Origin of the sequence: Methylobacterium sp. J-068 (assembly GCF_022829445.1) — a bacterium.
Classification (GTDB): domain Bacteria; phylum Pseudomonadota; class Alphaproteobacteria; order Rhizobiales; family Beijerinckiaceae; genus Methylobacterium.
In genome coordinates, this window is the sequence record NZ_JAKSXY010000037.1 from 1 (window position 1) to 21938 (window position 21938).

Sequence of the window (21938 nt, forward strand, 5' to 3'; positions counted from 1 at the left end):
ACCGCTTGACCGAGATCCAAGACCGCATCGAGCAACGCTGCCGCGACCTCGAAGCCCAACCAGACATCCTGCGCGCCAACACACTCTTCCATTGGTGGCCACAGCCTGCCAGACCGAACTAATCAACCGGAAACGGTATCACATCGTCTGTGTCGTGAATGTTTTCTCCAGAGGCGGAGCGTCGCAAAACCTGAAGAAGTTCAGGTGCCGAATGCCGTGGAAGACCGGCTCCGTGTGATGGCGGCCGCTGAGCTCTGGGGATTTGGACGGCCGATCCACGTCTGCGGTCTGCGGCCCGGTTTGCGACATGCCCGGCGCGCAAGCCGCGGTTCGGTCACAAGCCATCCCCTTCAAGGAAAAATCTCTCATGGGTTATTAAGATATATCAAGTATAGATAAATAACAGCGAAAATTCTTAAGACTTGGTCCGTGATGTCTTCTATGAACATACCAAAAAAGCTATATCTGCTTGTTGGTTTGGCTTGTTTGAGCCTGCCCCTCATATTGGCGACGGCGCTTTACTATCAATACCAGTCCATGCTGGATCAGCGGGTCGGCCGGTTGAGGCAGATGACCGAGTCGGCGGCCAGCATGATCGAAAATTTCAGGCAACGCAGCGAGCGGGGCGAGATGACCGAACAGGCCGCGCGGTCAGCGGCTTATTCCGCCATCGGCGCGATGCGTTACGGAGGCGACAACTTCTACGTCGTGATCAATGAGCAGGGCATCATCCAAGTTCATATAGACCCCAAGAAGGTGGGAGCCAACGTCAGCAAAGCTGCCGACAGCAACGGCTTCCTGTGGTTCGCAGATATGCTGCCGAAGGCAATGAAGGACGGGTCTGCCGTGATCCGGTATATGTGGGTGAAGTTGGGTGATACCGAGGCAACGCCAAAGATCACTGTTTTCCAGTACAATCCCAAATGGAAGATCGTCGTCGCGACCGGTGATCACTATGAGGAGCTGTCCGGCCTGATCCGGGAGCAGGTTTGGCGCCTCGGCCCCATCGCCGCCGCCATCTTCCTGAGCCTCGTCATCGCCTCCGCGTTGATGATCCGTTCGATCGTGCGTCCGATGGACCGCTTGCAGCGCAGCATGGCCGCGCTCGCGGACGGTCGCACGGATGTGGCGGTGCCGGAGGTCGAGCGCCGGGATGAGATCGGAGCGATGGCACGCACGGTTCTGATCTTCCGTGACAATGCGATCAAGCGGGCTCACCTCGAGGCGGAAAGTGAAGCCGGTCAAGCCCGCATCGTTCGACAGGCCGAGGCAATGGCCATCAACGTCCAGAATTTCGAGACTTTGATAACCGGTGTGGTCGGAGAACTCGGCGGCGCGGCGGCACAGCTGCAGACCACCGCTTCGAGCATGACCCATACGGCGAGCGAGACCGCCTCTCAGGCGACGACCGTCGCCGCGGCGGCGCAACAGGCCGCCGGCAACGTCAACACCGTCGCGGCCGCAGCCGAGCAGCTCGGCTCCTCGGTGCTCGAGATCGGCCGCCAGGTCGCGACCTCGACCGGCATCGCACAACGGGCCGTGCGAGAGGCGGATGAGACATCCTCGCTGATGGAGGCCCTCAACCAGGCAGGGGATCGGATCGGCGACGTCATCGGTCTCATCTCCTCGATCGCCAACCAGACCAACCTCTTGGCGCTCAACGCCACCATCGAGGCGGCGCGCGCCGGCGAGGCCGGGCGCGGCTTCGCGGTCGTCGCCGCCGAGGTCAAGGAACTCGCCGGCCAGACGGCGCGTGCGACGGACGAAATCGCCGGGCAGATCGGCCAGATTCGTGAGACGACCCGGAACGCGGTCGCTGCGATCAGCACGATCAGCACCAGCATCCGCGAGATGAATGACGTGGCAACGTCGGTCTCGGCCGCGGTCGAGGAGCAGGGTGCTGCGACGCAAGAGATCGCGCGCAACGTCGCTGAAGCGTCGACCGGTACGAACGAGGTGACGGACAACATTGCCGGCGTGGCGGATGCGGCCGAGCAGACGGGAGCGGCCGCGAGCCAGGTGCTCGTATCGGCCTCCGAACTGTCACGCCAGTCCGATCAGCTCTCGGCCGAGGTGGCGCGTTTCCTGAAGACCGTGCGGGCCGCATGAGGACCGACCCGGCTCTTCCATCCGTCGCCGCCCCTGTCTTGCGCATCCGTCCGGGGCGGTGCTTCGGATCGAGCAGGCCGACGACAGCTGGGACGGACTGCGCTTCCCGGCCCCACCGGATCGGCGTCGCCCGGCACTCGGCGACGAAGTGGTGCCCCCCATCGAGAGCATCGAAGTCCCGGAAATTCCGCCTCTGCGTAGGGGGGCTTTATGAACTCATGAGGTTTCGATCCTGAGCCGCGCTTTCCCACCCTGCGCACCCTGGTCAAGGCGACGACCCGGGTCGAAAAGCATGGTCGGCTGAGCGCGCGGACCCGCTACTTCATCGCCTCGGTCCACCTCACCCCGGACCGCGCAGGCTCACGCCAGCCGCAGCCATGGGGGCATCGAGAGCCTGCACTGGGCCTCGACGTCGTCCTCAAGGAAGACCTCTCCCGTTTGCGGCGCGGCCACGGCGCCCGCAACATGGCCCTCGTCCACCGCTTCGCCATCAACATCGTCCGCGCCGGGCGCGGAAAACGCTCCATCGAAACCACCCGCAAAGCCGCAGGATGGCAAACCTCCATCCTCGACCACCTTGTCGGGCCAAGCCGTTCACCTGGACTCGTTGCCGTGAAGGCTTCCACAGCCCCGTTGCGTCAGGCCAGCACATGGGCTACCAGAGCGACACGGTCAGCACCCGTAGCTCAGCTGGATAGAGCGTTGCCCTCCGAAGGCAAAGGTCACACGTTCGAATCGTGTCGGGTGCGCCAATTTTTTCAATGACTTAGCATTTTTGACAGCTGATAAGCGAAGATTGGTGTCACCACAGTGTCACCTAAATTCGATTTGCAGGCGGCGCTTTATGGTGAAATGTGATTTCCCGAGATTCGGGGCGAGCTGTGGAATTCTTTCACCTGCCGCAAAATCGCATTTTCAATTCAGCGAAACAGATAGGGCTCGCCGTAGCGAGCCCTTCGCGCATGGATTTGAGAGGAACCACAGCGAAACCAAATGGCGGCCTACCCGCAACAACTGGCGCCTGGGCATCGGGTTGAATCCGAGCAGCAGGAGTTGCAGCAGGTTACGTAACATCCATTCCCGTAGGAAGTGCAACAGCCAAGGGTGCCGAACTCAGCGCTTGCTTGCTTCTGTCCCTTCTCACCCCGTGCTTGCGTGACCGTACCCCGGATGCCGTGGGTAGTATCCAACCCTGCTACATCGCCAATAAATCCTTCTGCTTGAAGGCTGAAAGCGTTGTTTTTGAATTCAGATATCTGAATCCAGGCTACAGGACCGCCATCTCTGTTTCCCACCAATAAACAGACTCGATGTTCAGGCGTTCGAGCTTGATCATGATGAGATCCAATCTCGATTGAGGCAATCACACCTTCTTTGACAATACTCTCAACTGGCCGTCCTGCGATTTCGATCTTAACCTCAAAAATTGACATAGAATCCTCCTCTGATTCGATCGAAACAAATTCTGATTACAATAAATTTGCCTCAAACAACATCCGGATCCTTCGGAATATTTTTGATTTGCAGCCCTCTCTGTCGCTTGATTCGCAACGCGGTGTGTTGGATTCAGTGAAGACGACTTCGCGGACCACAATCGCTGTGGCGATGTCTAAAACGCTACGCACCAATTCGGATCGAAATCTGCTCCATCGAAGACGGAACGTTGGCCGCCTGCTGCATCTGCCCGGCCCGTCGCCATCGCCGCCGCTACTAGCGCGTCGATCGCTTGCGTGCTCTTCTTTTTCGAGATGTAGGGGAGCCCGGTGTCGCCGTAGATCGGCACCGCGTTCTGCACGCACCAGCGCAGGACCGGATGTCCGCCGTGCCGGAAGCGCCGGCCGATGATCGCCTTTTGAAGCTCGCTGTAGAACGGCCCCATGATGACGGGGCGCTGCTGCACCTCGACGGCGGGAAGGTCGTCCTCGATCAGCCGAGCCATCATCTTCGCCGCGAACTTCGGGTCGAAAGCGATCTCCTGCACGTCGAAGCGGTCGCACAGCTCACGGAGCTTCCCCTCGATCACGTCGTCGTCGATCAGGTCCCCGGGGATGATGGTGAGGTCGCCGGCTTCGCGCCACTGCCGCAGCGGCACGTCGGGCAGTTCCTCGCACCGCCGCCGGAAGGCAGTCTCCGGCAGGAATGCGTAGGTCAGCACCTGGAAGCCGCCAGCCTCGTCGAGGAAGACGGCCACGATAGCGGTCAGGTCGTAGCTCTTCGACAGGTCGACGCCGATCCAGCACGGCTCGCCGACCAGCGCCTTCGAATCGATCTTGCCGCCGGCCTCGTCGTAGACCGCCATCTCGATCCAGCCGCCTACCGACCCGTCCTGCCAGATGTTGAGATGCGTCTGTTTGAAGCCCTCGCGGAGCTGCGGCAGCTCGCGGGCGATGCGCGCCTCGGATCGCAGCTCGTCGAGGTCCGGGAAGCCCTCGGCGAGGCCGGGGTTCACGGCCTGCCATACCGCCTCGTCGAGCCAATCGCAGTTTGCGTCTGCCTGGAACAGGATCGGCAGGAAAGACGGGTCGCGATCCGGGTCGTGGTGACAACGCAGGGCGTACTGGAACAGGTCGTGGCAGATCCCCTCGGCTCTCTCGCCGGCCGTGGTGATGACGACGGTGAGCGATCCCGGCGTCTTCGAGGCTCCGGTCTTTAGCGCGTTCCAGAGGCCGAAGCCGCGCCAGACGTGAAGCTCGTCGGCCAGGACGAAGCTCGGCGTCTTGCCGTGCTGGGCATCGCCCTCAGCCGAGATCGCCACGTAGGTCGAGCGGCTCTTGCCGTGCACGATGGTGTTTTTCGTATCCCGCAGTCGGGTCGCGGCCAGGAGCCGAGGATCAGCGCGCACCATGTCGGCGGCCTCGTCGAAGGCGATGCGGGCCTGCGTCCGGTCTGAAGCCGCTGAGATCACCTGGCCGGCGGGGCGTTGCTCGGGCCCGATGGTGTGCCCGAGCGCCAGGACGGAGGCGAGCGTCGTCTTGCGTGCTCCCCGAGGGAGCAGAGCGAACACGGTCGAGACCTGCCGGCGCCCGTCCTCCGTCGAGGGTCCGTAGATCCGTTCGATAATGCGCCGCTGCCAGCGGGAGCGTAGAGGCCGGCGGTCGGGACCGTCCGTCTTCGGATGCCGCAAGATGTCGGCGAAGCGCAGCATGTTCGCGGCCCGCCCGTGCGGGTCGGGGATCACGCTGTCGTCAAATGCCCAGGTCGGCGTAAGCGTCATAGCCATCCTCTCCGTCCGGCGGTTTGCCCGCCTTGTTCCGGGAGGTCGGCGTCAGGCCGAGTTCGGCCGCAAGGCGTCGATGCTCCGTCATCATCTGCCCAAGGGTCTGGAAGGCCGGGTGGCGCTTGCTGCCCTCTTTCGTCTCCACCGTGTCGCCCTCGGTAGCGATCGTGACCTGACACCGCCGGATCGTGCCAGCGGCGAGGCAGTAGTTCTCGACTGTGCCCATGTCGGCCGCCGTCAGGATGCGGCGCTTGATGAGGCTCGGGAGAACGCGCTTCCACTCTTCTTTTGCCTCTGTCGGCAACCAAGCGGGTGCCCGCGGGACCGACGCGAGGCCGCCCTCGATCGCTTGGAGATCGGGTTTGCGACCGCGCATCTTAGCAAGCCCAAACCGCAAAGCCGCCGAGGAGGTCTGCCACCGCAGCGTCGATCAGCTTTCCGGCGGCCTCTGAGACTGTCCACTGCGTCTCGCCAACGCCCTCAACGGTCTCGCTCCGCAGAGAGAGCTCCTGTGCCGACAGGGCATGGAGCTGTGTAGCGATAAGGACGACGGCGTGCCGTGGCGCGTCCAGTGCCGGATCGTCCGCCTGATAGCCAGCCTCGTACCTGATGCGAATCGCCTCCGGTCGGCGCGGTATAGGTGACCAGCGACCGCCAACCGGCGCCACTGACCCGCCCGCGCCGCCGATCCCGAAGACGAGATAGGTCGCCGGATCGACCACATGCTCTGTGCCGGCCTCGCTGATGCCCGTAATCGACAAGACGCGGCGTAGCGGCGGCCAGGGCAACGCTATTTCGCGCTCGTCGAATCCGTCGAGTCGAGCCTCGAGCGTCTGTGTCCCGAAGGCCCGGCCGACCCATGAGCGTTCAATCCGAGACTGGCCCGCGGCGAGGAGCGCAGCCACCCGAATGTCGTCTGAAGCAGCCAGAACCGGAGCTTGAAGCTTCGCGTCCGGCACCGAAACCAGGATGGCCGGTGGGGTAATGACGGTCACTCGCATGGCGGGAGGCCCGATTTGCTCAATTCCGTAGTGTTGCGCGTAAGGGACCCCATGCGGTCCGAGGCCCCTGCATTCGAAATTCCGAGGGTACCCCCTACCCTGCGCCGGCGGCCGAACCCGCCTTCCTCGCGCACCGCCTTGCGGCTGTTGCAGCCCTTCGCCATCGGCTGCCAGTTCGAGCGAGACCAGAACAGGCGCTGGTCGCCTTTGTGAGCCTGCTTGTGGTCGACCACATCGGCATCGCGACCGCAGCCGCACGCGCACTTCCTGTTCGGAGGCAGAGCGAGGAAGGCCTTGCTCTCGCGCTCCCACTTCGAGGTGTAGCCACGCTGGCGAGCCGTCGGGCGAGTGCGCTCGGCCTCCTGGGCGCGCCTCACCTGGCAGGCGCAGCGCGCGCCTGGCGCGATCTTGTGGCCGCAGCCGCAGATGCGTGGTGCGCGCTGGCCCATGGTCAGGCTGCGGCCGGGAGGTTGCGCGGCTTGCCGAGCACGGCCAGTGCGGCAATCGGCGTGCCGTTCCCGTGCGTGCCGTTGAAGTCGGCGCGCAGGCGGACGTAACGACGATCACCCTTGGTGCCGTCCACATAGCCGACGCGCGTCACCGAGGCATCGGGATGGGCCGAGCGCAGGGACAGGACGTTGCCGCCGACCACAGGCGAGACGCCGAGGACATTGCTGGCGTCGGCGGCTTCCCAGGTCACGGCATCGTCGGAATGCTCCACGACGAAGTCGATCCGGTTCGTGTTCGTGAAGCTGATGCCGCCGGCACCAACCTGCAGAACGAACGTCACGGCATCGAAGCCGGAACGGTCGATCGTCAGGGGGGCAGGATCGTCTGTCAGAACAGCGGGAGCGATGGCATTCACCGCTCCGAAGTTGTGGGTCCAGTCGCGCATGTTGGTGTCTCCTCAGTTCGCCGCGATGCGCAGCTTGCGGATGGCCTCAGGACGTACGACCGACGCACCGACGCGGCGGCGTGCCGTGAAGCGAGTCTGGCCGTAAGTGTCGAGGGTGTAGGGGTTGCGCAGGATCGACAGGCCGACGCGATCATAGATCCGGTAGGCGGACTGGATGTCGCCGAAGACGATGGGCGTGGTGCCAGCTCCAATGTCGGGCATATCAACGGCCTCGATGACGGGTCGGCCGAGTAGGGTCGGCGGCTCGCCCTCGGTGAGGCTGTCCTGCCAGAGAAAGCGGCCCACGGTGTCCTTCAGGAGCCGTATCTTGCCGATGCTCGGGCCGTTCAGCATCCACGCGCCGCGGTTCCGGTAGAAGGCCGGCAGGGCGTACATCACCGCGATCAGAGCATCCGGGGTGATCTTGGTCGCGTCCCCGGAGGCGACAGACGGAACGGTCGGGTCCGTCAGCACGCCGAGCGGCTTCTTGTTGCCGTCGCCGATGACGAAGGCCTCGCCCTCCAGGCGTCCGAACTCTTCTGCAAAGTCGAAGGACAGCTCGGCGGCGATGTCGAGAGCCGAGTCTTCGAGAAGCTGATTCGAGACATCCACGTAGCAGGACATCTCGTGTGCCGTGATTTCGGTCTGGCCGTATGCCGGTTCGGTTCGGGGGCGCTCCTCGATCTCACCGACCCACTTCGCCGTGATCTTCTGCGTGCGACGGGGGATCTTGATGGCGCCGGCCGACATGCTGGCGACGCGCGCAGCGGCACGTACGGGTGAGAACTGCACGAGGTCGCGAAGGAGCTCGGTCGTGAACTGGTCCGGCGCGAGGTAGCCGCCGGCCGTGTCGTCAGCCACGCGGAGCGTCTTGACCTCGTCATGCGCCAGGGACTCGCGACCGCCACGGACGAAACCCACGAAGGCCTTCTGCTCGGGTGTGGGTTCACCGTCCTTACGGTCCCGCGCGCCGGGGCGGTTGAGCTTCACCTCGAGGTCGTCAGCGCGATCCTTCTGCGCCTTCAACTCGGTCTTCACCTCGCCCATGCGGGTCTCGAACGTGGCGGTGAGATCCGAGATCGCCTTCTCCACATCGGGAGCGTCGCCCTCGGCCTTGGTTTCCAGCGCGTCGAGCGCGTGGCGGCTCTGATAGTTCATTGGTCTGTCCTTAGGAGCGCAGCGCCGCCGTGGCGCGGTTGAGAGCGGCGACGATGCGTTTCGCGCGCTCGGGATCGTGGATGGATTTGACGGTCGAGATCGCGGCCTTGTCGTTCGACCCGAAGGTGACGACGGAGATCTCCCGCAGGTCGACCTCCTCGACGTGGCGCACGCCGGCCTTGCGGTCGAAGCGGTCACGCTTGGTGCGGAAGCCGATGGAGAGCTGGTCGAGGGCACCCTCGCGCATCAGCGCGTAGGTCTGTGCGGCGAGCGGCACCTCGCGGATGAGACGCCCCTTCACATGCAAGCCCTTGCTGTCCTCGGCAGCCGAGATCCAGACGCCGATCGGCTCGTCTTGCTTGTGCTGGCGCAGCATCTTCACGCGCGCCGCCGGGCGCTCGGCGAGCGACGACTTGAACGCGCCCACCTCGATCATGTCCCGATGCGAGTCGATGTGACCGAAGACGGACGCATAGCCCTCGAACGTGCCGTCGTCGCCGATGGCCTTCGTGTCGAGGTGGATACCGGAGGTGATTTCGATGTTCATGCGACGGCCCGGAGGTTGGCGTGAGGCTCGGCCGTGGCTGGCGCATCACTCGGCGCGGCCACACCCTGCGGCAGGTTGAGCTTGCTGCCGCCCTCGATGTCCGGTCGGTTCTCGACGGCCCGACCTTCGTTCGGAGTGAGCCACGGGCCACCGATCGCTTTGTTGAGGGCGTCAAAGCGCTGGAGGATGTTGCCGCGGAGGAGGTCGTCGAGCTGGAATTCGACGAAGTGCGTGTCCCGCTCTGCTTCAGAGAACAGCACCCGCGAGAGCGCGCCCTCGATCAGGTCGCACCATGGGCGGATGCAGTAGGCCACGAACTGAAGGCCGAGCTCTTCCGAGTTGGCGTGCGTGGCTCGGTCCATCTCGGCCAGCATGTGCGGCGGCACCCGGAAGACGCGAGCGATCTCCAGCACCTGATGGCGGCGCAGTTCGAGGTACTGGAGGTCAACGGAGTTGAGCGTCAGGCCGGTGTACGTGGCCTTGCGATCCATCACGGCCGTGCCACCGGAGCGACCGCCACCGTGAACCGCGTTCCACACCGCCACCCGGTTCTTGATCTCCACCGGGCTCAGCTTCTCTTCGAAACTCAGGATACCCGAGGGACGCGCGCCGTTTCCGAACAGCCGAGCCCCGTGCTTCTCCAGGGTCGAGGCGAAGCCGATGGCCTCTCTCGCCAGCGAGATCAGCGAGACCGGCGCGCCATCGCTCGGCACCGGCACGAGATGAACCACGTCGCTCCAGCGATAGGTCCGATCGCCCCCGGTCTGGCCGCTCAGCTTGTAGTTCGGCTCGCCCGTGGCGGAATCGTACTCCACCCGCATTCCGCCGGGGACGATCCGGTGAAGCTCTCGCACCGTGCCGCCGGCCCGGGCCGCAACAGCGAAGGCCTGCCCGTGACGGATGGCATCGAAGATCAGCCGGAGCTTGAACTCATAGGGACCGAGCCAAGGCGCCGGCCGGTCCAGCACCTTCGCAGCGGCATGGTCACGATCGCGCTGGCGGGAGCCATCGGCTCCTCGGCGGTAAACGTGGATGGGGAGGCTGCTCAGGGTCTCGGCGATGGTACGAACCGCGGCGACCACGGCCGGCACACGGAGCGCGCTCTCGGGTCCAACCGCTTCACCCGACGCGGTGGTAGTTCCAGCACCGAACAGGGCCAGCAGTTCGTCGCCCGGCGCGTCGAGCGTCCAGGCTTTCTCTTCGTGCTGCTCAGCCTTGCGGCGGGACTTCTTGCACATCTTCACCTGCGCGATGCAGGGAAGATTATGGAAGATTCTACCAAGTCAAAGAAAAAGCGGGCACATGGCCCGACTTTGATTTTCGCGCTACTTCATGAAATTTCACGCCTAAGCGCGTCGTTGCTTGTCTATCTGCTCCCGTGCCAGCGCCTCGGCCTCAAGCCGAGACAGGCCTTCGTCGTATTCGAGGATGCCGGCGCGCTCGTCGAAGGCCGCCTGCCAGTCCTCTTCGTCCCAGGGTACGTCGTTTCGAGGGGGAACATGGGGTACAAGGGGAACGCGATGGCTAAGTAATTGTGATTGCTTGTTATTGCCTGCCTCCCGTCCTGTTCCCCACGTCCTAGTGGCTTGGGGAACATGGGGAACAGCCTGCCCCTTGGGGGCAAAGGCGGCAAACCGCGCGAAGGTCGCCATGGCCCGGCCTAGAACTGCGCTGCGGAGGCGGCGGTCGCCGGTCGGCGTTCTTCGTCGCCGAGGATGCCGGCCGTGATGACGTAGCAGCGTACCGGGTTGTCGAAGCCGGGCAGCCGGACCTTCACCTGCGGCTTGCCGTCCGATCCGATCGAGAGATGGCCGCGCCTCGCCAGGATCTTGCCGACCATCGTCGCGTCGAGGCCGGCGCACACTTCGGTCCGCCACGCCTCGGGCAGCACAAGGTATTCGATACCACCGCCCTCCGAGCGCCGCCGGAAACCGACACGGTTCGTTATTCGCTGGTCGATCGTGTCACCGAGACCGTTGCGAGGCATCAGGTCGCCCATGGCTTCGAACCGCGATGTGCCGTGCATCTCGACGAACCGCCGGACGGCCGCGATGGCGTCGCTCTCCTCCGCCGGCTCGACACCGCCACGAGCCGTCAGCCAATCCCGGAAGCACCTCGCCGCTGCGTTCGTGGCCTCGCCCTCCGGCCAAGGCAGCACCCCGGCCACCCTTGCCATCTCACCGGCTGCAGCGACTAATCCGAAGCGCGCTGCGACGCGGCTCACCTGGCCGTCAGCACCCTTCGGGCAATGCTCGCCTATGAACTCGTCGATATGGCCCTTCACGATCGGCGCGAGACCGTCGAAGTTGTCGACGAGAGACTGAAGAAAGCGCCGGGTCGGATGGCCGTAGTGCTCGCTCGCGGCCATCTTCAGGTGACGGGCGAAGGCGTCTGCAGATTCGAAGCCGTGCAGGTTCTCGAACATGCCGAGACCTGCGCCGGCATCGGCCGCAATGTCGACGATACGCACCTGTTGCCCGGCGGCGACCCGGCGACCGCGCCCGTCCTCGGCGATCTTGTCCGCAAGGCTCAGCTCGCCGCTGGACAGGAACAGGAGACGCCACTCAGCCGGGGGGCGGGCCTCACCCGTGCGGCTCGCCCGCGTCTTCCCCACGCCGTTCGCCAGCATGTAGGCAATGGCGCCAGCTTCGCGCCCGTCTACCTGCCCCATCTCGTCGAGGCACAGAAGGCAGTCGCAATGCATGGCCGCGACGCCCTCCAGCCCGTTCGAGGTGGCGCGCCACGTCCGAACGTAGCCGCGGATACCACCGCCGCCCCAGGCCGAGCCGGCGACGTGTAAAGCCGTGGTCTTCCCCGTCGAAGAGCCACCCCGGAAGTGGAAGCCACCGCTCTCCGATCCGGTTGGGTAAAGCAGCGGTGCCGCGAACGCCGTCGAGATCGCAAGCACCAGCCTGGAGTTGCCGACCGCGTACCGTCCGATTTGCTCCTGCCAGCTCTCCAGGCTGCCGGCTTCGCGCAGCGCGTGATCGACAGCGCCGTTCGTCTGCAAGATGATCCGCTCACCCATGGCCTTGCTCCACCGTCTGGTTGCTCAGGGCGAAGGCGCGCAGGTGCCATCCGACCCGGCCGACGCACCGGGCCTTGGTCTTGGGTCGCGCCGTCGAGATGTATTCGTGCAGGGCGTCTCGGGCGAACTTGCCCGGCGCCATGACGAGGCCGAGCGAGAGCAGGCGTTCACGGTAGGAGGTGCCGTCCCCGGCGAGCATCGCCATCGGCATGCCCCAGTCCTTCACCCGGTTGTCGCGATCCGTGACACGAAGCAGCCGGCCCCACTCTTCGCCCTCGGCGCTCCGGGTTTCCGCGCCTACCTCCAGGGCAGAGCAGAACCACTTCCACTCGACGGTGACAGTGCCGGTCTCCCTGTCCGCGCGCTCGACGCGCTTCTCGACTCCGCTATGCGCCAGCCGGAACGGCCAAACATAGCCCTCGCCCGTATCCGCCTCGGCCTCGTTCTCCTCCTCAATCCGGTACGGCTGGAGCGCGTCCATTTCGGCAATCAGCGCCGCCACCGTCTCGGCGGTCCAGCCTTCCTCGATGGCATCGGCCAGATCCCAGCCATCCGGGATCGGCTCACCGCGCACGACTCGCTGGCCGTCGAGCCATTTCCAGGTCGCGAAGATCGCTGGTGCGAGGCGAAGCACCTGCGATGCACCGGCGGCTTGCGCGAGCTCGAGCACCTTGTCTCCAAAGTCCTTCCCTGGATGCAGGGCGTGACCCTTATCGTTCGTCCGGCCGGGCTCGTCGTAGTCCGGCACGATGATGACCGTGCGCCCGGCCAGGGGGCTGAAGTCGGTCAGGTGCGGCGACTTCGCCCCGTGTGCCGGGGTGGTAGCCACCGCCTCGGGGAACAGGTCGCGTGCCGCGTCACGGGTCTTCTCGCCCTCGACGATCAGCACGATGCACTCGGGGTTGGCGAGGATCGCCGGCAGGGCGAAGAGGGGCCGCGGAGCCGGGATGCCCTTCGACCGCCAGCCAGCGCGGCCGTTGCCGAGATCGCAGTATGTGACCGGCAGGATCTCCTTCGTCGGCTCGCCGTCGGCACCGATGAAATCCCAGCGGCAGACGTAGCCCACGAGCTGGTCTTCGCCGTCGCGGTACGGCCAGGACTGTGACGGGACGCCGAGCTTCGGGTGCTTGAACGTCATCGGCGGCGCGGTCTCGGGCACCGGGAAGATCGGCGTTTTTGTCGAGGCCTTCCTCGCGGGCGCTTGAACCGCAGCCGTTTCTTCATCGGAGATCGGGGCGAACATCCCGGTGGATTCCATCAGCGAACCCCCAACATGTCGGCGAGGCTATGCGCGGCCTCGACCTGCCCGGTGCCGGAGAGGAAGGCGGCAAGGCTCACCACATCGCCGCCGCGGTCGCCGGTCGCAAAGTCGGCCCACTTCCCGGTCGTCATGTTGACGCTGAAGCTGCCGGGCTTGCGGTCGGCCCGGCGCGGGTTGCGGGCGACCCACTCGCCTCCCTCGCGCCGCCCGTCCGGGAGCCACCGCGAGAGCAGCACCGGAAGGGACGTGAGCGCCGCCGCGTTGATGCGAGCGAAGTCGATCATGCTCCCCCCGCGATCCAACCCGGCAGGGTGGTGTTGATGTTGCGACAGAGGCCGGCGAACTCACGGTAGGCCGGCCGTGCCGCAATCCAGTCGGCGAACCACGAGGTACGGAATGGCTTCAGCCACTCGACGCCGGCCTTCGACCATGCCGGGTGCGTCGTCAGCGCGTAGAACGCCGCGGCCTCAATGCAGTCGATCTCATCCTCGACGAGGTGTTCGAGCGACGCGGTGAGCAGGAGGGACAAGCCGATCGCCAGCACCTCCGGCGGAGCATCCCATTCCTTCACCTGCTCCAGGTTGCTGCCGAGGATGTCGAGCATCGCCTCGGCGCGCTTGCACCAATGCGGCTGGTCCATCGCGAGGGTCGCCCAGTTCTCGGTCGGGATGTCCATCGACATGTCGCGAGGGAGCGTCGGATAGACCGGCTCGCTCGGCTTCGTCAGGGGCACCTTCGGCACCATGCGCCCGCCGTGCTCGAGGAAGATCTCGAACCGGATGCCGCCTTGGGCGCACTTGGCTTTCAGCTCCGTCTTGCACCGATCTCGGGCAAGCGGATCGTGGATGCCGGCGATGTCCATGCAGCCGTCGAGGTCGTGGACGTAGCCGCCCGGCACCTGCTCGTCCTGGAAGACGGCGACCGGCTTGCCGTAGGGGCTCGGGATGTGGCCGATGGGGTTGGCGTTCACGCGGCTCCTCCTGCCCGCAGGAAAGCGCGGGCGTCGCTGGATTGGTTGAAGAGGGTGAAGCCGCAGAACACGCCCTCGTCGGTGAAGAGGGCAATCATGGTCTGTCTTGTCAGGGCCGGCGGCTTATGGTTTGAGGTCCGGGTGAGAGGTTTCGTGGCCTGCTCGCTCTTCCTGCCGTTCCGGGCCTTCACCCCCGGGGCGGCAGTCTGGTTTTGAGGGCCTGACGGCACACAGCCTCTGCCCTGCGCTGAGATGCGCATGGTGATGTCCTCCAGTTCGTTTTGATGGATTCGGGCGGTGCTAGGCCGACTGGCTGCTGTTCCGCACGGGGGTGGTCAGCTTCTCGACCACCCAGGCGTCAAGGCCAGCGGTCGGGTACAGCGGGGTGCGGTTCACCTTCTCGTAGGAGGGGCCGCCGCCGACCGTGACCCACTTCGCCAAGGTGGCCGGCGCCACCTCGATCCCGTGGACCAGCTTCAGGTACTCGGCGGCTTCCCAACGGCGGAGGCGCGGCTTGCGGAGGTGGGACGGCAGATTGGTGAAGTTGCTATCCACGGCTTTAACCCTCCCGCTTCACGAGCTCGGCAGCGGCTTGCCAGACCATGCCGTTGACCACCGCTAATCGATACAAATGCGGAGAGGTATCGCGATAGGACTTCTCGAATTTCGAGATGTTGCCGTTGTCGTAATGGATTTCTGCGGTCAGATCGGAGGCAACCCGAACCTCATTGACCCGCGCTGCCAGAGAACCATCTTCGATAATCTTTTTCAGCGCCTCGCCGAAGAGGTGCTGCCCGGTGAAGGGACACAGTTTGATGGTGGGCTTCCAGTTGTCTCCCCAGCCAGAAAGCTCTGATCCCTCCTGATTGAGGTGCCAAGTCAGCCACGTCGCGGTGGAGCTGTTCTTTCGCGGGCCGTTGAGTGTGACGGCTAGTAGGAAAAAGGCTGCACGAAAGGCATCCAATTCGATGCCCCCGCCAGGACCAGCCTTACCCTTGAGGAGGTTCGGATCAAAGGAGATGCCGGCCTCCTCCGCGTAGGCGCGGATCGCCTTGTTGAGCTTGTCCTCTGGGTTGAAATGGGGTGACTGTTCCTTCAGCGCCCGCTGAAGCTCGGTGAAATCACTCATCGGCATGTCGAGCAGGGGCACCAAATGCCCGCAAAAGGTGGTCAGTTTCATTTCTGGAATCTCACGAGAAACTTCGGGAAAATCCCGGCGTCTTCAAGAGATACCACCACCTAGCGACATGTCAACGGAAACTCGGGGATTTTCCCGAAGTTCTGGCTTGTGGGCTTGAGCCGTTGGCCCGGCCATCGCAAGGAAGGCCGGGCCGGAGCATCAGCGCCGAGACATGCCGCACCGGGCGGCGAGTGCGTAAGCATGTTCCTCGGCGTAGGTAAGCCGGTTAGTCCTGCGATCGTCCGGCATCACCCCAACGCACTTATGCACTGCCTCGATGTGTTCCCAGGCAATAGCGAACGTCCGTTGTGGGTTTAACTGCTCGACGATCAAACAGGGGGCGATATTTCCGCCACTGCTGGGCCTAACCGCGAAAACTACTCGTTTTACGATAGCCTGATGCTGATTAGGACCCAGAAACTCTCGCTTAAAATGGATCACCACATAATCGTCAGCGCGATAAGGTTCAGTCGGGTCGAACATCAAAATGCACTTGTCCAAATAGATTGGCTCAAGGCATTTGCCATCGACCTTTAGGCCATAGAACCCTTTCATGGCGTTAGGGTCGAAGCTGGACCGAATAGGTCTACGGCGCGACGCGCAGGAGGGGCCTTGTTCCCTGTCCTCATTGGCGAAGTGTAGATCCAGGCCTTCCTCGATGGCTTGAATGGCGGCATCTGCCGGATCGGGGTGGTGCCCTCGTATATTCCGGATGGCTTGTGTAACCCGCCCGACCTGACGTGGGCGTACTGCGGCAGGCACAGGTGTGCTATTGGCGTTTCCAGCCATGATCGTTCTCCAGAGACGACTGTGGTTAGGCCCGGCGCGGGAGCTACTACCTTCCCGCTGGGCCGAACTCGTGTTAACACGAGGACAACCCCGCCGCAACTCGTGTTAACATGAAATTAAGCCGCAAGCCTCGACCCAAGGGCACGGGCACCCTAATTGGTGTTCGTCTCCAACCCTCAGATCTTGAGGCTGTTGATGGTTGGATTTCACGCCAGCCTGACCCAAAGCCCTCGCGACCTGAAGCGGTTAGACGATTAGCCTGGAAGGGACTAAATCAAAATGATGACCAACAAAACCGCTCTTGATCTTGGAAATATTGCCGCTCGCGGAGGTAGTTTGGAGGTTGATGGCAGCAGATACACTCCCCTTGATTTAGGTAATATTGCCGCCCGACTGTCTGCCGGGGCCACTTTGAAAATCCACAACTCCGACAGACTTACTGCGCTTGACGCCGGAAACATCGCAGCTAGAAATCCAGGCAAAGTTATCTTCTGCTAAGACACTTAAACTACATCCATCATAGGGCTCCACGCTTCCTGCGCCTCGTGGTACTTCGATCACAGGTGTCAGAGGCCCTTGATACGGAGACAAGTACATGACGAAGCCTGACTTTCGCGAGATGGATGCTCTTCGCGCGCTGTGCTTGGGTGGGGAGGAGTATGGCGCACAGCTGGGTCGAGCGGGTACGGTCACGATCCAGAACATGATCAGCAAGGGCTGGGTCGTTGAGGCGCCTGAGAGCCTTGGCCTGAAGCGCTACAGAATCACCATGCTGGGATCGGCCATCTTCGATGACGCAAGCAGGTCCGCGGGGGCCCGCTCTTCGAAGAAGGCCAGCAAGATCACCATGATCAAGCCCCTGATCGCGACCCTGGACACTCGCACTGTCAAACCGCTCAAATAGCTAGTGCCAACATCAGGAACGCCGCTCAGGCGTGGGCGAACGGGACAAAGCGAATTCTTCGTACTGAATCCTCGGCGAGCAATTGAAGCCCGGAGGTTCGGCGTGCAATGTGCCGCGTCGACGTAGTCCGCGAGAAGAATATGGCAACATCTGGTGAGGAAACGATATCTCTCAAGACCGAAGAAGAGGCTTGGGATACGCTGGAAGCTATTGTTGCCGGAACTATTGATCCCAGTAAAATAAATCTCAATTTTGACAAAGCAGACTGGGCGAAGCTTGAAATATTGCTCAAGGGCGACATTTTCAAGCAGACTATAACGCCTTCTGTGATGAAGGGTATCGTTGAGGTACAGAGCTCATTTTATAGATCTGTTGCCTTAATCTTGCGCGGAGCAGCTGATGCCCGCCGTTTGACTGACATTGAAAAGAAAGATTTTGAGCTTATATTCACGGTTGAGGAAGGTAGCTCAGATTTACAGGCGGAACTTATTGATGTACTCAAACAAGTCGCAGGCAAGTTGGCCGACAAGATGAGTGCGAAGCACGTCACGATCCTGTTGATTTCTCTGGCGCTGCTCTATGGCTCGCACAGCGTAGCGACGCTGTACATCAACGGGGTGAATGAGGAGAAGCTTGTCGAGATCAAATCGCGTGCCGAGACAGATCGCACCCGCCTGTTAACCGAAAATGAGACGAAGCGAACGGAAATCGCAGCCACAAAAGACGCCAGAGTCATGAGCGCCCTTGAGAAGATTGTCGACGACACGCAAGAGACCAAGCGAAAGTCGAATATCCTGACTAATGCCGGCAAAGTCGTGGATGGCGTGACGATCATGTTTGATGACAGCATGAACTCATATGACACATTAATCCGTCAGTCACTGCGCGCCGAAAGTATTACGATACAGGGCAAAAAGATTGGTAACGACGTTATACAAGAAATAAGGCAGGTCTCGCGTCGTAACTCGCAAGACATACGTATAAAAGAGCGTTTTTTCGTCCAGGCGATAGATGGCTCGGGGGAAAATGGCTTCACCTTCAAGGTGAGAGAGGCTTCTAACGATCGGCTGATCGTCGCAACAATTGAGGATCAAGTCGTCTTGGAAAAGTACGGCAAGATTTTGCGAGAACGGCTGATGGACAAGAAAACGGTTTCTCTCGATATCCGAGCTCGGCAGATAGGTGATGAGGTCCTGGATGCGAGGATCATCAAAGCGACCCCGACACGTAAGCGTAAGGGAGAAGATTAAGTTCGTTCCCCATGTTCCCCAATCCGTAAGGGCTTGGGGAACATGCAAGGCCAAACGATAACCATCTGACACATCATCGCTTTTCCAGCTTGTGCCCCATGTTCCCCTTGTTCCCCACCGATATGGTGTGGCCGGGAACGGTTTCAGCTTTGCGGATCAGGTTCACCGCCCATCGCATCAGCGATCTGGGCTGCCACGCGGTCGGCCGCAGCGATCAGCACCGCATCAAGGTGGTGCACATATCGGCTGGTGACGGTGCTGCCGGCATGGCCGAGCATCGCACCAATCGTACTGTCGCTGTACCCGAGATCCCCGGCTGTCGAAGCGAACGAGTGCCGAAGGGTATGGGCGGTGACACCATCTAGTTCGGCACGGGCCATGATCCGCTCCAGTGCGTCGTCGAGGCTTGTGAAGGCTCCGGAACCCCGTGCAGCCGGCAGGACGTAGGGCGAGCCTGGCGCCCGCTGTAGCTCATCTAGAAGCCCCAGCACGGCGCTGCCCACCGGTCGCACCGATGCGCCCTCTTTTGAATCCTCCAGCCTTAGGCAGTGATTGGCGCGATCCACCTCAGACCATCGCAGCTTCACAATTTCGCCCAGGCGGCAACCGGTCAGAGCCAGGAGGCGAACCCCAGCGGCGGCCTGCCATCGCTCTTCGGCGCCTTCGAGCATCTCCGCGATCGCCTTTCCCAAGGAGCCGTACTCTTCGGCACTCAGGCGGCGCGTCCGCTTCTTGCCGGCCGGCTTGCGGACCCCTGCCGCAGGATTGATATTGATGACGCGCTCGCTGATCGCGAAGCTGAGGATACCGCCCAGCAACCCCACGGTGCGCGCTGCTGTACCGGCGCCTCCCTCGACCACCGCCTTGCCCCGCAGTCCCGTCTTCACGATGCCGGCCGTCTTCCCAGCCTGTACGTCCCGGACGAACCGCTGAACGTCCGGTTGGGTCAAATCGACGACGAGTTTCTTGCCGAGCAGCGGCTTGATGTGCCGCTCGATCCTTCCCCGGTCGACGTAGAGAGTGGACGCTTTCTTTGCCTTGCCGCCTTTGCCCATGACCAAGCCAGCGTCGGCTGCGGCAAGATAGGCGTCACACAGCTCGGCTACCGTCATCGAGCCGCGGCGGGTAGCGCGTTCCTCGGCTGGGTCCTCGCCACGGATCACGTCGCCTAGCGTGACGATCGCAAGCTTGCGCGCTTCTTCGACGGTGAGTTTGCCGTGCGCGCCGAGGGACATGCGGCGGCGGGTGCCGGCCCTGGTCCGATAGTCGGCGTAGTAGACCCGTCGGCCGCTCGGGAACACGCGGACGCCAAAACCCGGCAGATCGGTGCACCAAAGGAAGAACGGCGCCTCACGCGGGCCCGCGGCGTCGACAATCTTCTTAGTGAGTTTCGGCATTCCCAACCTTTGCCTGCGGATAGCGGTGTCACCGTAGTGTCACCACAGAAACGCCGTTCCGGGAAATGGTTGGAAACTGCGCGCCATCGCGCCAGGGCCGAAAATCGTTCTGATTGAACGCCTTATCTATCCTACGCCATTCTGCGAAAATCCGGGAAAACTCCCTAGGTCTGCCCTCCGAAGGCAAAGGTCACACGTTCGAATCGTGTCGGGTGCGCCAAGCCTCCCCTAAGTCCTTACTGGGCGGGAAACTCCGCATAGATCAGTAGTTTGCCCTACCGCCGCTCGTACAGAACGGTGGTGCAAACGGGCCATGGCGCTGATGTCGTACGTTCACCGCGATCCTGCTGGCACCTACTACTTCCGGCGTGCCATCCCCGAGGCGTTGCGCCCCTTCATGCCGGCCCCTTGGACGGGTAAGCGCGAGTGGAAGCGGAGCCTGCGGACGAAGGATCACGCCCAGGCGAAGCGCCTCAAGCGCGTACCTGAAGCCGAGTGCGACGCCGACTTCGAGCATGCGGAGCGGGCGATACGTGGGGAGGCGGTCTCGCTGCCCCGCGCGGTGACCACGCCGTGCGTGCGCCCCGAGGATGTCGAGGCGGACGTGGTGGCGGGTCTCCTTGCCGCCGACGATGCCGACCGGTCGGATGGCGACGCACGGAGGCAGCACCAAATCCCGGCGGATCGGGCGCAGTGGCCGGACCTCGTGCCTGTGACCTTCGGGCGGCGAGGCATGGCGGAGGACCAGCACAGCGGGCACGGTGAGGCCCTTGAGCTGCTGGCGGCCGACTACCGGCGGGCCCTCTCGCGGTCTGACCCGAGCATCGTGGACGCCGAGCTGCGGGCGTTGCTGCGGCACCGGGGCGTGCCCTGCGATCCCACCACGGAGGAATACTACCAAGCTGGCATGGCGGTCCTCCGGGGGCATGTGACGGCCTACGAGCTGCTGTTGAGGCGCCAGGAGGGCGAGGTGGTCTCGACGCCAGCGCCGAGTGCCAAGCGGGGCCCGAAGTTGTCGGAAGCCTATGAGGCGTGGAAGGCGGGAAGCGGGCTCAGGGGCGGACGGGCGCCGACCTCAGGCACAGTCCTAGAGGCGGATTACGCGGTGCGCCGGCTGACAGAGTGGCATGGCGACGTTGCCCTCGGGGACCTCACCCGGGAGATGGCGCGGGACTTTCGCGATGCGCTCGGCCGCGTCCCCATTCGCATGCCGAACAAGCTGCGGCGCCTGCCCCTGCGCGACCTCCTCGCTCGGGACCTCACGGGCTACTCCCCGCAGCACGCTGGGTCGGTCAACAAGGTTCTGAACCTCCTCTCCGCCATCGTCGGCCACGCGGAAGCCGCCGGACGGCTCGACAATGTGCAAGGCTTCAAGAACCCATTCGGGCGGGGCCTCAAGCTGGCCGTCGATGAGAGGGTGGCGGAGGAGCGGCAGCCATTCACGTCAGCGGACCTCACGGCCATCTTTGGGACGGGGGTCTTCGTCCAGGGGGAACGGCCTCTCGGCGGCGGCGGTGAGGCGGCTTACTGGCTGCCCCTCATTGCCCTTCTCTCGGGGGCCCGCCAGGGCGAGTTGTCGGCCCTGCGGATCGCGGACCTAGCGCAGGACCACGAGTCTGGCGTCTGGCACATCGACATCGGTACGGCGGGAGGGAGAAGCATCAAGACGGCTTCCTCACGCCGGAAGGTACCGGTGCACTCAGAGCTGACACGGATTGGGCTGCTGCGCTACCGCCAAAGCCTCCTGAACGGCGGTGCCGCACTGACGGCGCCCCTCTGGCCTGACATAGACAGCGACAACGCCGGGCGCCGGGGTGGGCCGTGGTCTCAGTGGTTCACACGCTTCCTACACGGGAAGGCGAGGGTCGGGGAGCCCGGGAAAGTCTTCCACTCCTTTCGGCACACCTTCAAGCGGCTGGCTCGAGACGCGGGACTCGGAGAGGAGACGCACGATGCGCTGACCGGCCATGCGCATGTGGGCGTAGGCCGAGGGTACGGGCAGGGCTTTGGGCTGGCGGCCCTGGGCAGGGAGGTCGAGCGAATCGCCGCTCCCGAGGCGGTTCGGGGTCTAGTCTGGGAGCCCTGCGGGGCGGATCACAGCGCGAAGAGGGGCGGGCGGAGGCGGGCACGGGGGGAACGAGCGTAAGCCGTCCGTGATGGGTCCCATGCCGCGCGTTCGTGACCCGGCGGAGAGCGGCGCGGTCTCGGCCGCCAATGATGCATCGGGGCGGT

Annotated in this window: 21 protein-coding genes and 2 tRNA genes; 7 read left to right on the top strand and 16 right to left on the bottom strand. The window is 63.4% G+C overall.

The features are described 5' to 3' along the window. Positions 1-486 precede the first annotated feature (486 nt). Positions 487-2109 carry a methyl-accepting chemotaxis protein gene (locus MKK54_RS02855; protein ID WP_244009007.1) on the top strand — a complete coding sequence of 541 codons (1623 nt, stop codon included), beginning with the start codon at positions 487-489 and terminating at the stop codon, positions 2107-2109. A 675-nt stretch (positions 2110-2784) separates the two neighbouring features. Continuing rightward, a tRNA-Arg gene (locus tag MKK54_RS02860) sits at positions 2785-2861 on the top strand. A gap of 857 nt (positions 2862-3718) precedes the next feature. On the opposite strand, the gene MKK54_RS02865 is transcribed toward MKK54_RS02860, so the two are convergent. The 15 genes from MKK54_RS02865 to MKK54_RS02930 all read right to left on the bottom strand — a co-directional run bounded on the left by MKK54_RS02865 (position 3719) and on the right by MKK54_RS02930 (position 16155). Then, positions 3719-5323, bottom strand: coding sequence for a terminase large subunit (locus MKK54_RS02865; protein WP_244009009.1), 1605 nt, complete (start codon positions 5321-5323; stop codon positions 3719-3721). Continuing rightward, the gene (locus MKK54_RS02870) at positions 5295-5702 is read right to left on the bottom strand and encodes a phage terminase small subunit P27 family (protein WP_244009011.1); all 408 of its coding nucleotides are present in this window, start codon (positions 5700-5702) and stop codon (positions 5295-5297) included. Before MKK54_RS02870 ends, MKK54_RS02865 begins: the two co-directional genes overlap by 29 nt. 1 nt (position 5703) lies before the next feature. After that, positions 5704-6327, bottom strand: coding sequence for a hypothetical protein (locus tag MKK54_RS02875; RefSeq protein WP_244009012.1), 624 nt, complete (start codon positions 6325-6327; stop codon positions 5704-5706). A 451-nt stretch (positions 6328-6778) separates the two neighbouring features. Beyond that, a complete protein-coding gene (locus MKK54_RS02880) occupies positions 6779-7222 on the bottom strand; it encodes a hypothetical protein (protein WP_244009014.1) in 444 nt (147 codons plus the stop codon). 12 nt (positions 7223-7234) lie between these two features. Further along, positions 7235-8380, bottom strand: coding sequence for a phage major capsid protein (locus MKK54_RS02885; RefSeq protein WP_279597140.1), 1146 nt, complete (start codon positions 8378-8380; stop codon positions 7235-7237). A gap of 10 nt (positions 8381-8390) precedes the next feature. Then, positions 8391-8927: an HK97 family phage prohead protease gene (locus MKK54_RS02890; RefSeq protein ID WP_244009016.1), complete on the bottom strand. Its 537-nt coding sequence runs from the start codon at positions 8925-8927 to the stop codon at positions 8391-8393. Then, positions 8924-10165, bottom strand: coding sequence for a phage portal protein (locus MKK54_RS02895; RefSeq protein WP_244009017.1), 1242 nt, complete (start codon positions 10163-10165; stop codon positions 8924-8926). Before MKK54_RS02895 ends, MKK54_RS02890 begins: the two co-directional genes overlap by 4 nt. Positions 10166-10273: 108 nt before the next feature. After that, complete coding sequence (locus MKK54_RS02900; RefSeq protein ID WP_244009018.1) at positions 10274-10579, bottom strand: hypothetical protein; 306 nt, start codon at positions 10577-10579, stop codon at positions 10274-10276. Between the two features lie 8 nt (positions 10580-10587). Next, complete coding sequence (locus tag MKK54_RS02905; protein WP_279597141.1) at positions 10588-11955, bottom strand: DUF927 domain-containing protein; 1368 nt, start codon at positions 11953-11955, stop codon at positions 10588-10590. Continuing rightward, complete coding sequence (locus tag MKK54_RS24470) at positions 11948-13198, bottom strand: DUF927 domain-containing protein (protein WP_279597142.1); 1251 nt, start codon at positions 13196-13198, stop codon at positions 11948-11950. The genes MKK54_RS02905 and MKK54_RS24470 overlap by 8 nt, the downstream gene beginning before the upstream one ends. 14 nt (positions 13199-13212) lie before the next feature. Further along, positions 13213-13500, bottom strand: coding sequence for a hypothetical protein (locus MKK54_RS02910; RefSeq protein ID WP_244009019.1), 288 nt, complete (start codon positions 13498-13500; stop codon positions 13213-13215). Next, a complete protein-coding gene (locus MKK54_RS02915) occupies positions 13497-14186 on the bottom strand; it encodes a hypothetical protein (protein WP_244009020.1) in 690 nt (229 codons plus the stop codon). The genes MKK54_RS02910 and MKK54_RS02915 overlap by 4 nt, the downstream gene beginning before the upstream one ends. Before the next feature lie 300 nt (positions 14187-14486). Next, on the bottom strand, positions 14487-14741 hold the full coding sequence (locus tag MKK54_RS02920) for a hypothetical protein (RefSeq protein WP_244009021.1): 255 nt from the start codon (positions 14739-14741) through the stop codon (positions 14487-14489). A 4-nt stretch (positions 14742-14745) separates the two neighbouring features. Beyond that, positions 14746-15366 (bottom strand): hypothetical protein, encoded by a 621-nt coding sequence (locus MKK54_RS02925; RefSeq protein WP_244009022.1) that lies wholly within the window; start codon positions 15364-15366, stop codon positions 14746-14748. A gap of 159 nt (positions 15367-15525) precedes the next feature. Further along, positions 15526-16155, bottom strand: a complete 630-nt coding sequence (locus tag MKK54_RS02930) for a S24 family peptidase (protein ID WP_244009023.1) — start codon at positions 16153-16155, stop codon at positions 15526-15528. A 279-nt stretch (positions 16156-16434) separates the two neighbouring features. Between MKK54_RS02930 and MKK54_RS02935 the strand changes: the two genes are divergently transcribed. The 3 genes from MKK54_RS02935 to MKK54_RS02945 all read left to right on the top strand — a co-directional run bounded on the left by MKK54_RS02935 (position 16435) and on the right by MKK54_RS02945 (position 18309). Next, entirely contained in the window at positions 16435-16653 is a 219-nt protein-coding gene (locus MKK54_RS02935) for a hypothetical protein (protein WP_244009024.1), read from the top strand. Positions 16654-16750: 97 nt separating this feature from the next. Continuing rightward, positions 16751-17059: a hypothetical protein gene (locus MKK54_RS02940; protein WP_244009025.1), complete on the top strand. Its 309-nt coding sequence runs from the start codon at positions 16751-16753 to the stop codon at positions 17057-17059. A gap of 140 nt (positions 17060-17199) precedes the next feature. Continuing rightward, positions 17200-18309 carry a hypothetical protein gene (locus MKK54_RS02945; RefSeq protein WP_244009026.1) on the top strand — a complete coding sequence of 370 codons (1110 nt, stop codon included), beginning with the start codon at positions 17200-17202 and terminating at the stop codon, positions 18307-18309. Between the two features lie 143 nt (positions 18310-18452). Here the strand turns inward: MKK54_RS02945 and MKK54_RS02950 are convergent, their stop codons facing one another. After that, on the bottom strand, positions 18453-19706 hold the full coding sequence (locus MKK54_RS02950; RefSeq protein WP_244009027.1) for a tyrosine-type recombinase/integrase: 1254 nt from the start codon (positions 19704-19706) through the stop codon (positions 18453-18455). Between the two features lie 143 nt (positions 19707-19849). Here MKK54_RS02950 and MKK54_RS02955 point away from each other — a divergent pair. After that, positions 19850-19926 (top strand) — tRNA-Ser (locus MKK54_RS02955). A gap of 93 nt (positions 19927-20019) precedes the next feature. Then, positions 20020-21852 (top strand): site-specific integrase, encoded by a 1833-nt coding sequence (locus MKK54_RS02960; RefSeq protein ID WP_244009029.1) that lies wholly within the window; start codon positions 20020-20022, stop codon positions 21850-21852. Positions 21853-21938 lie beyond the last annotated feature (86 nt).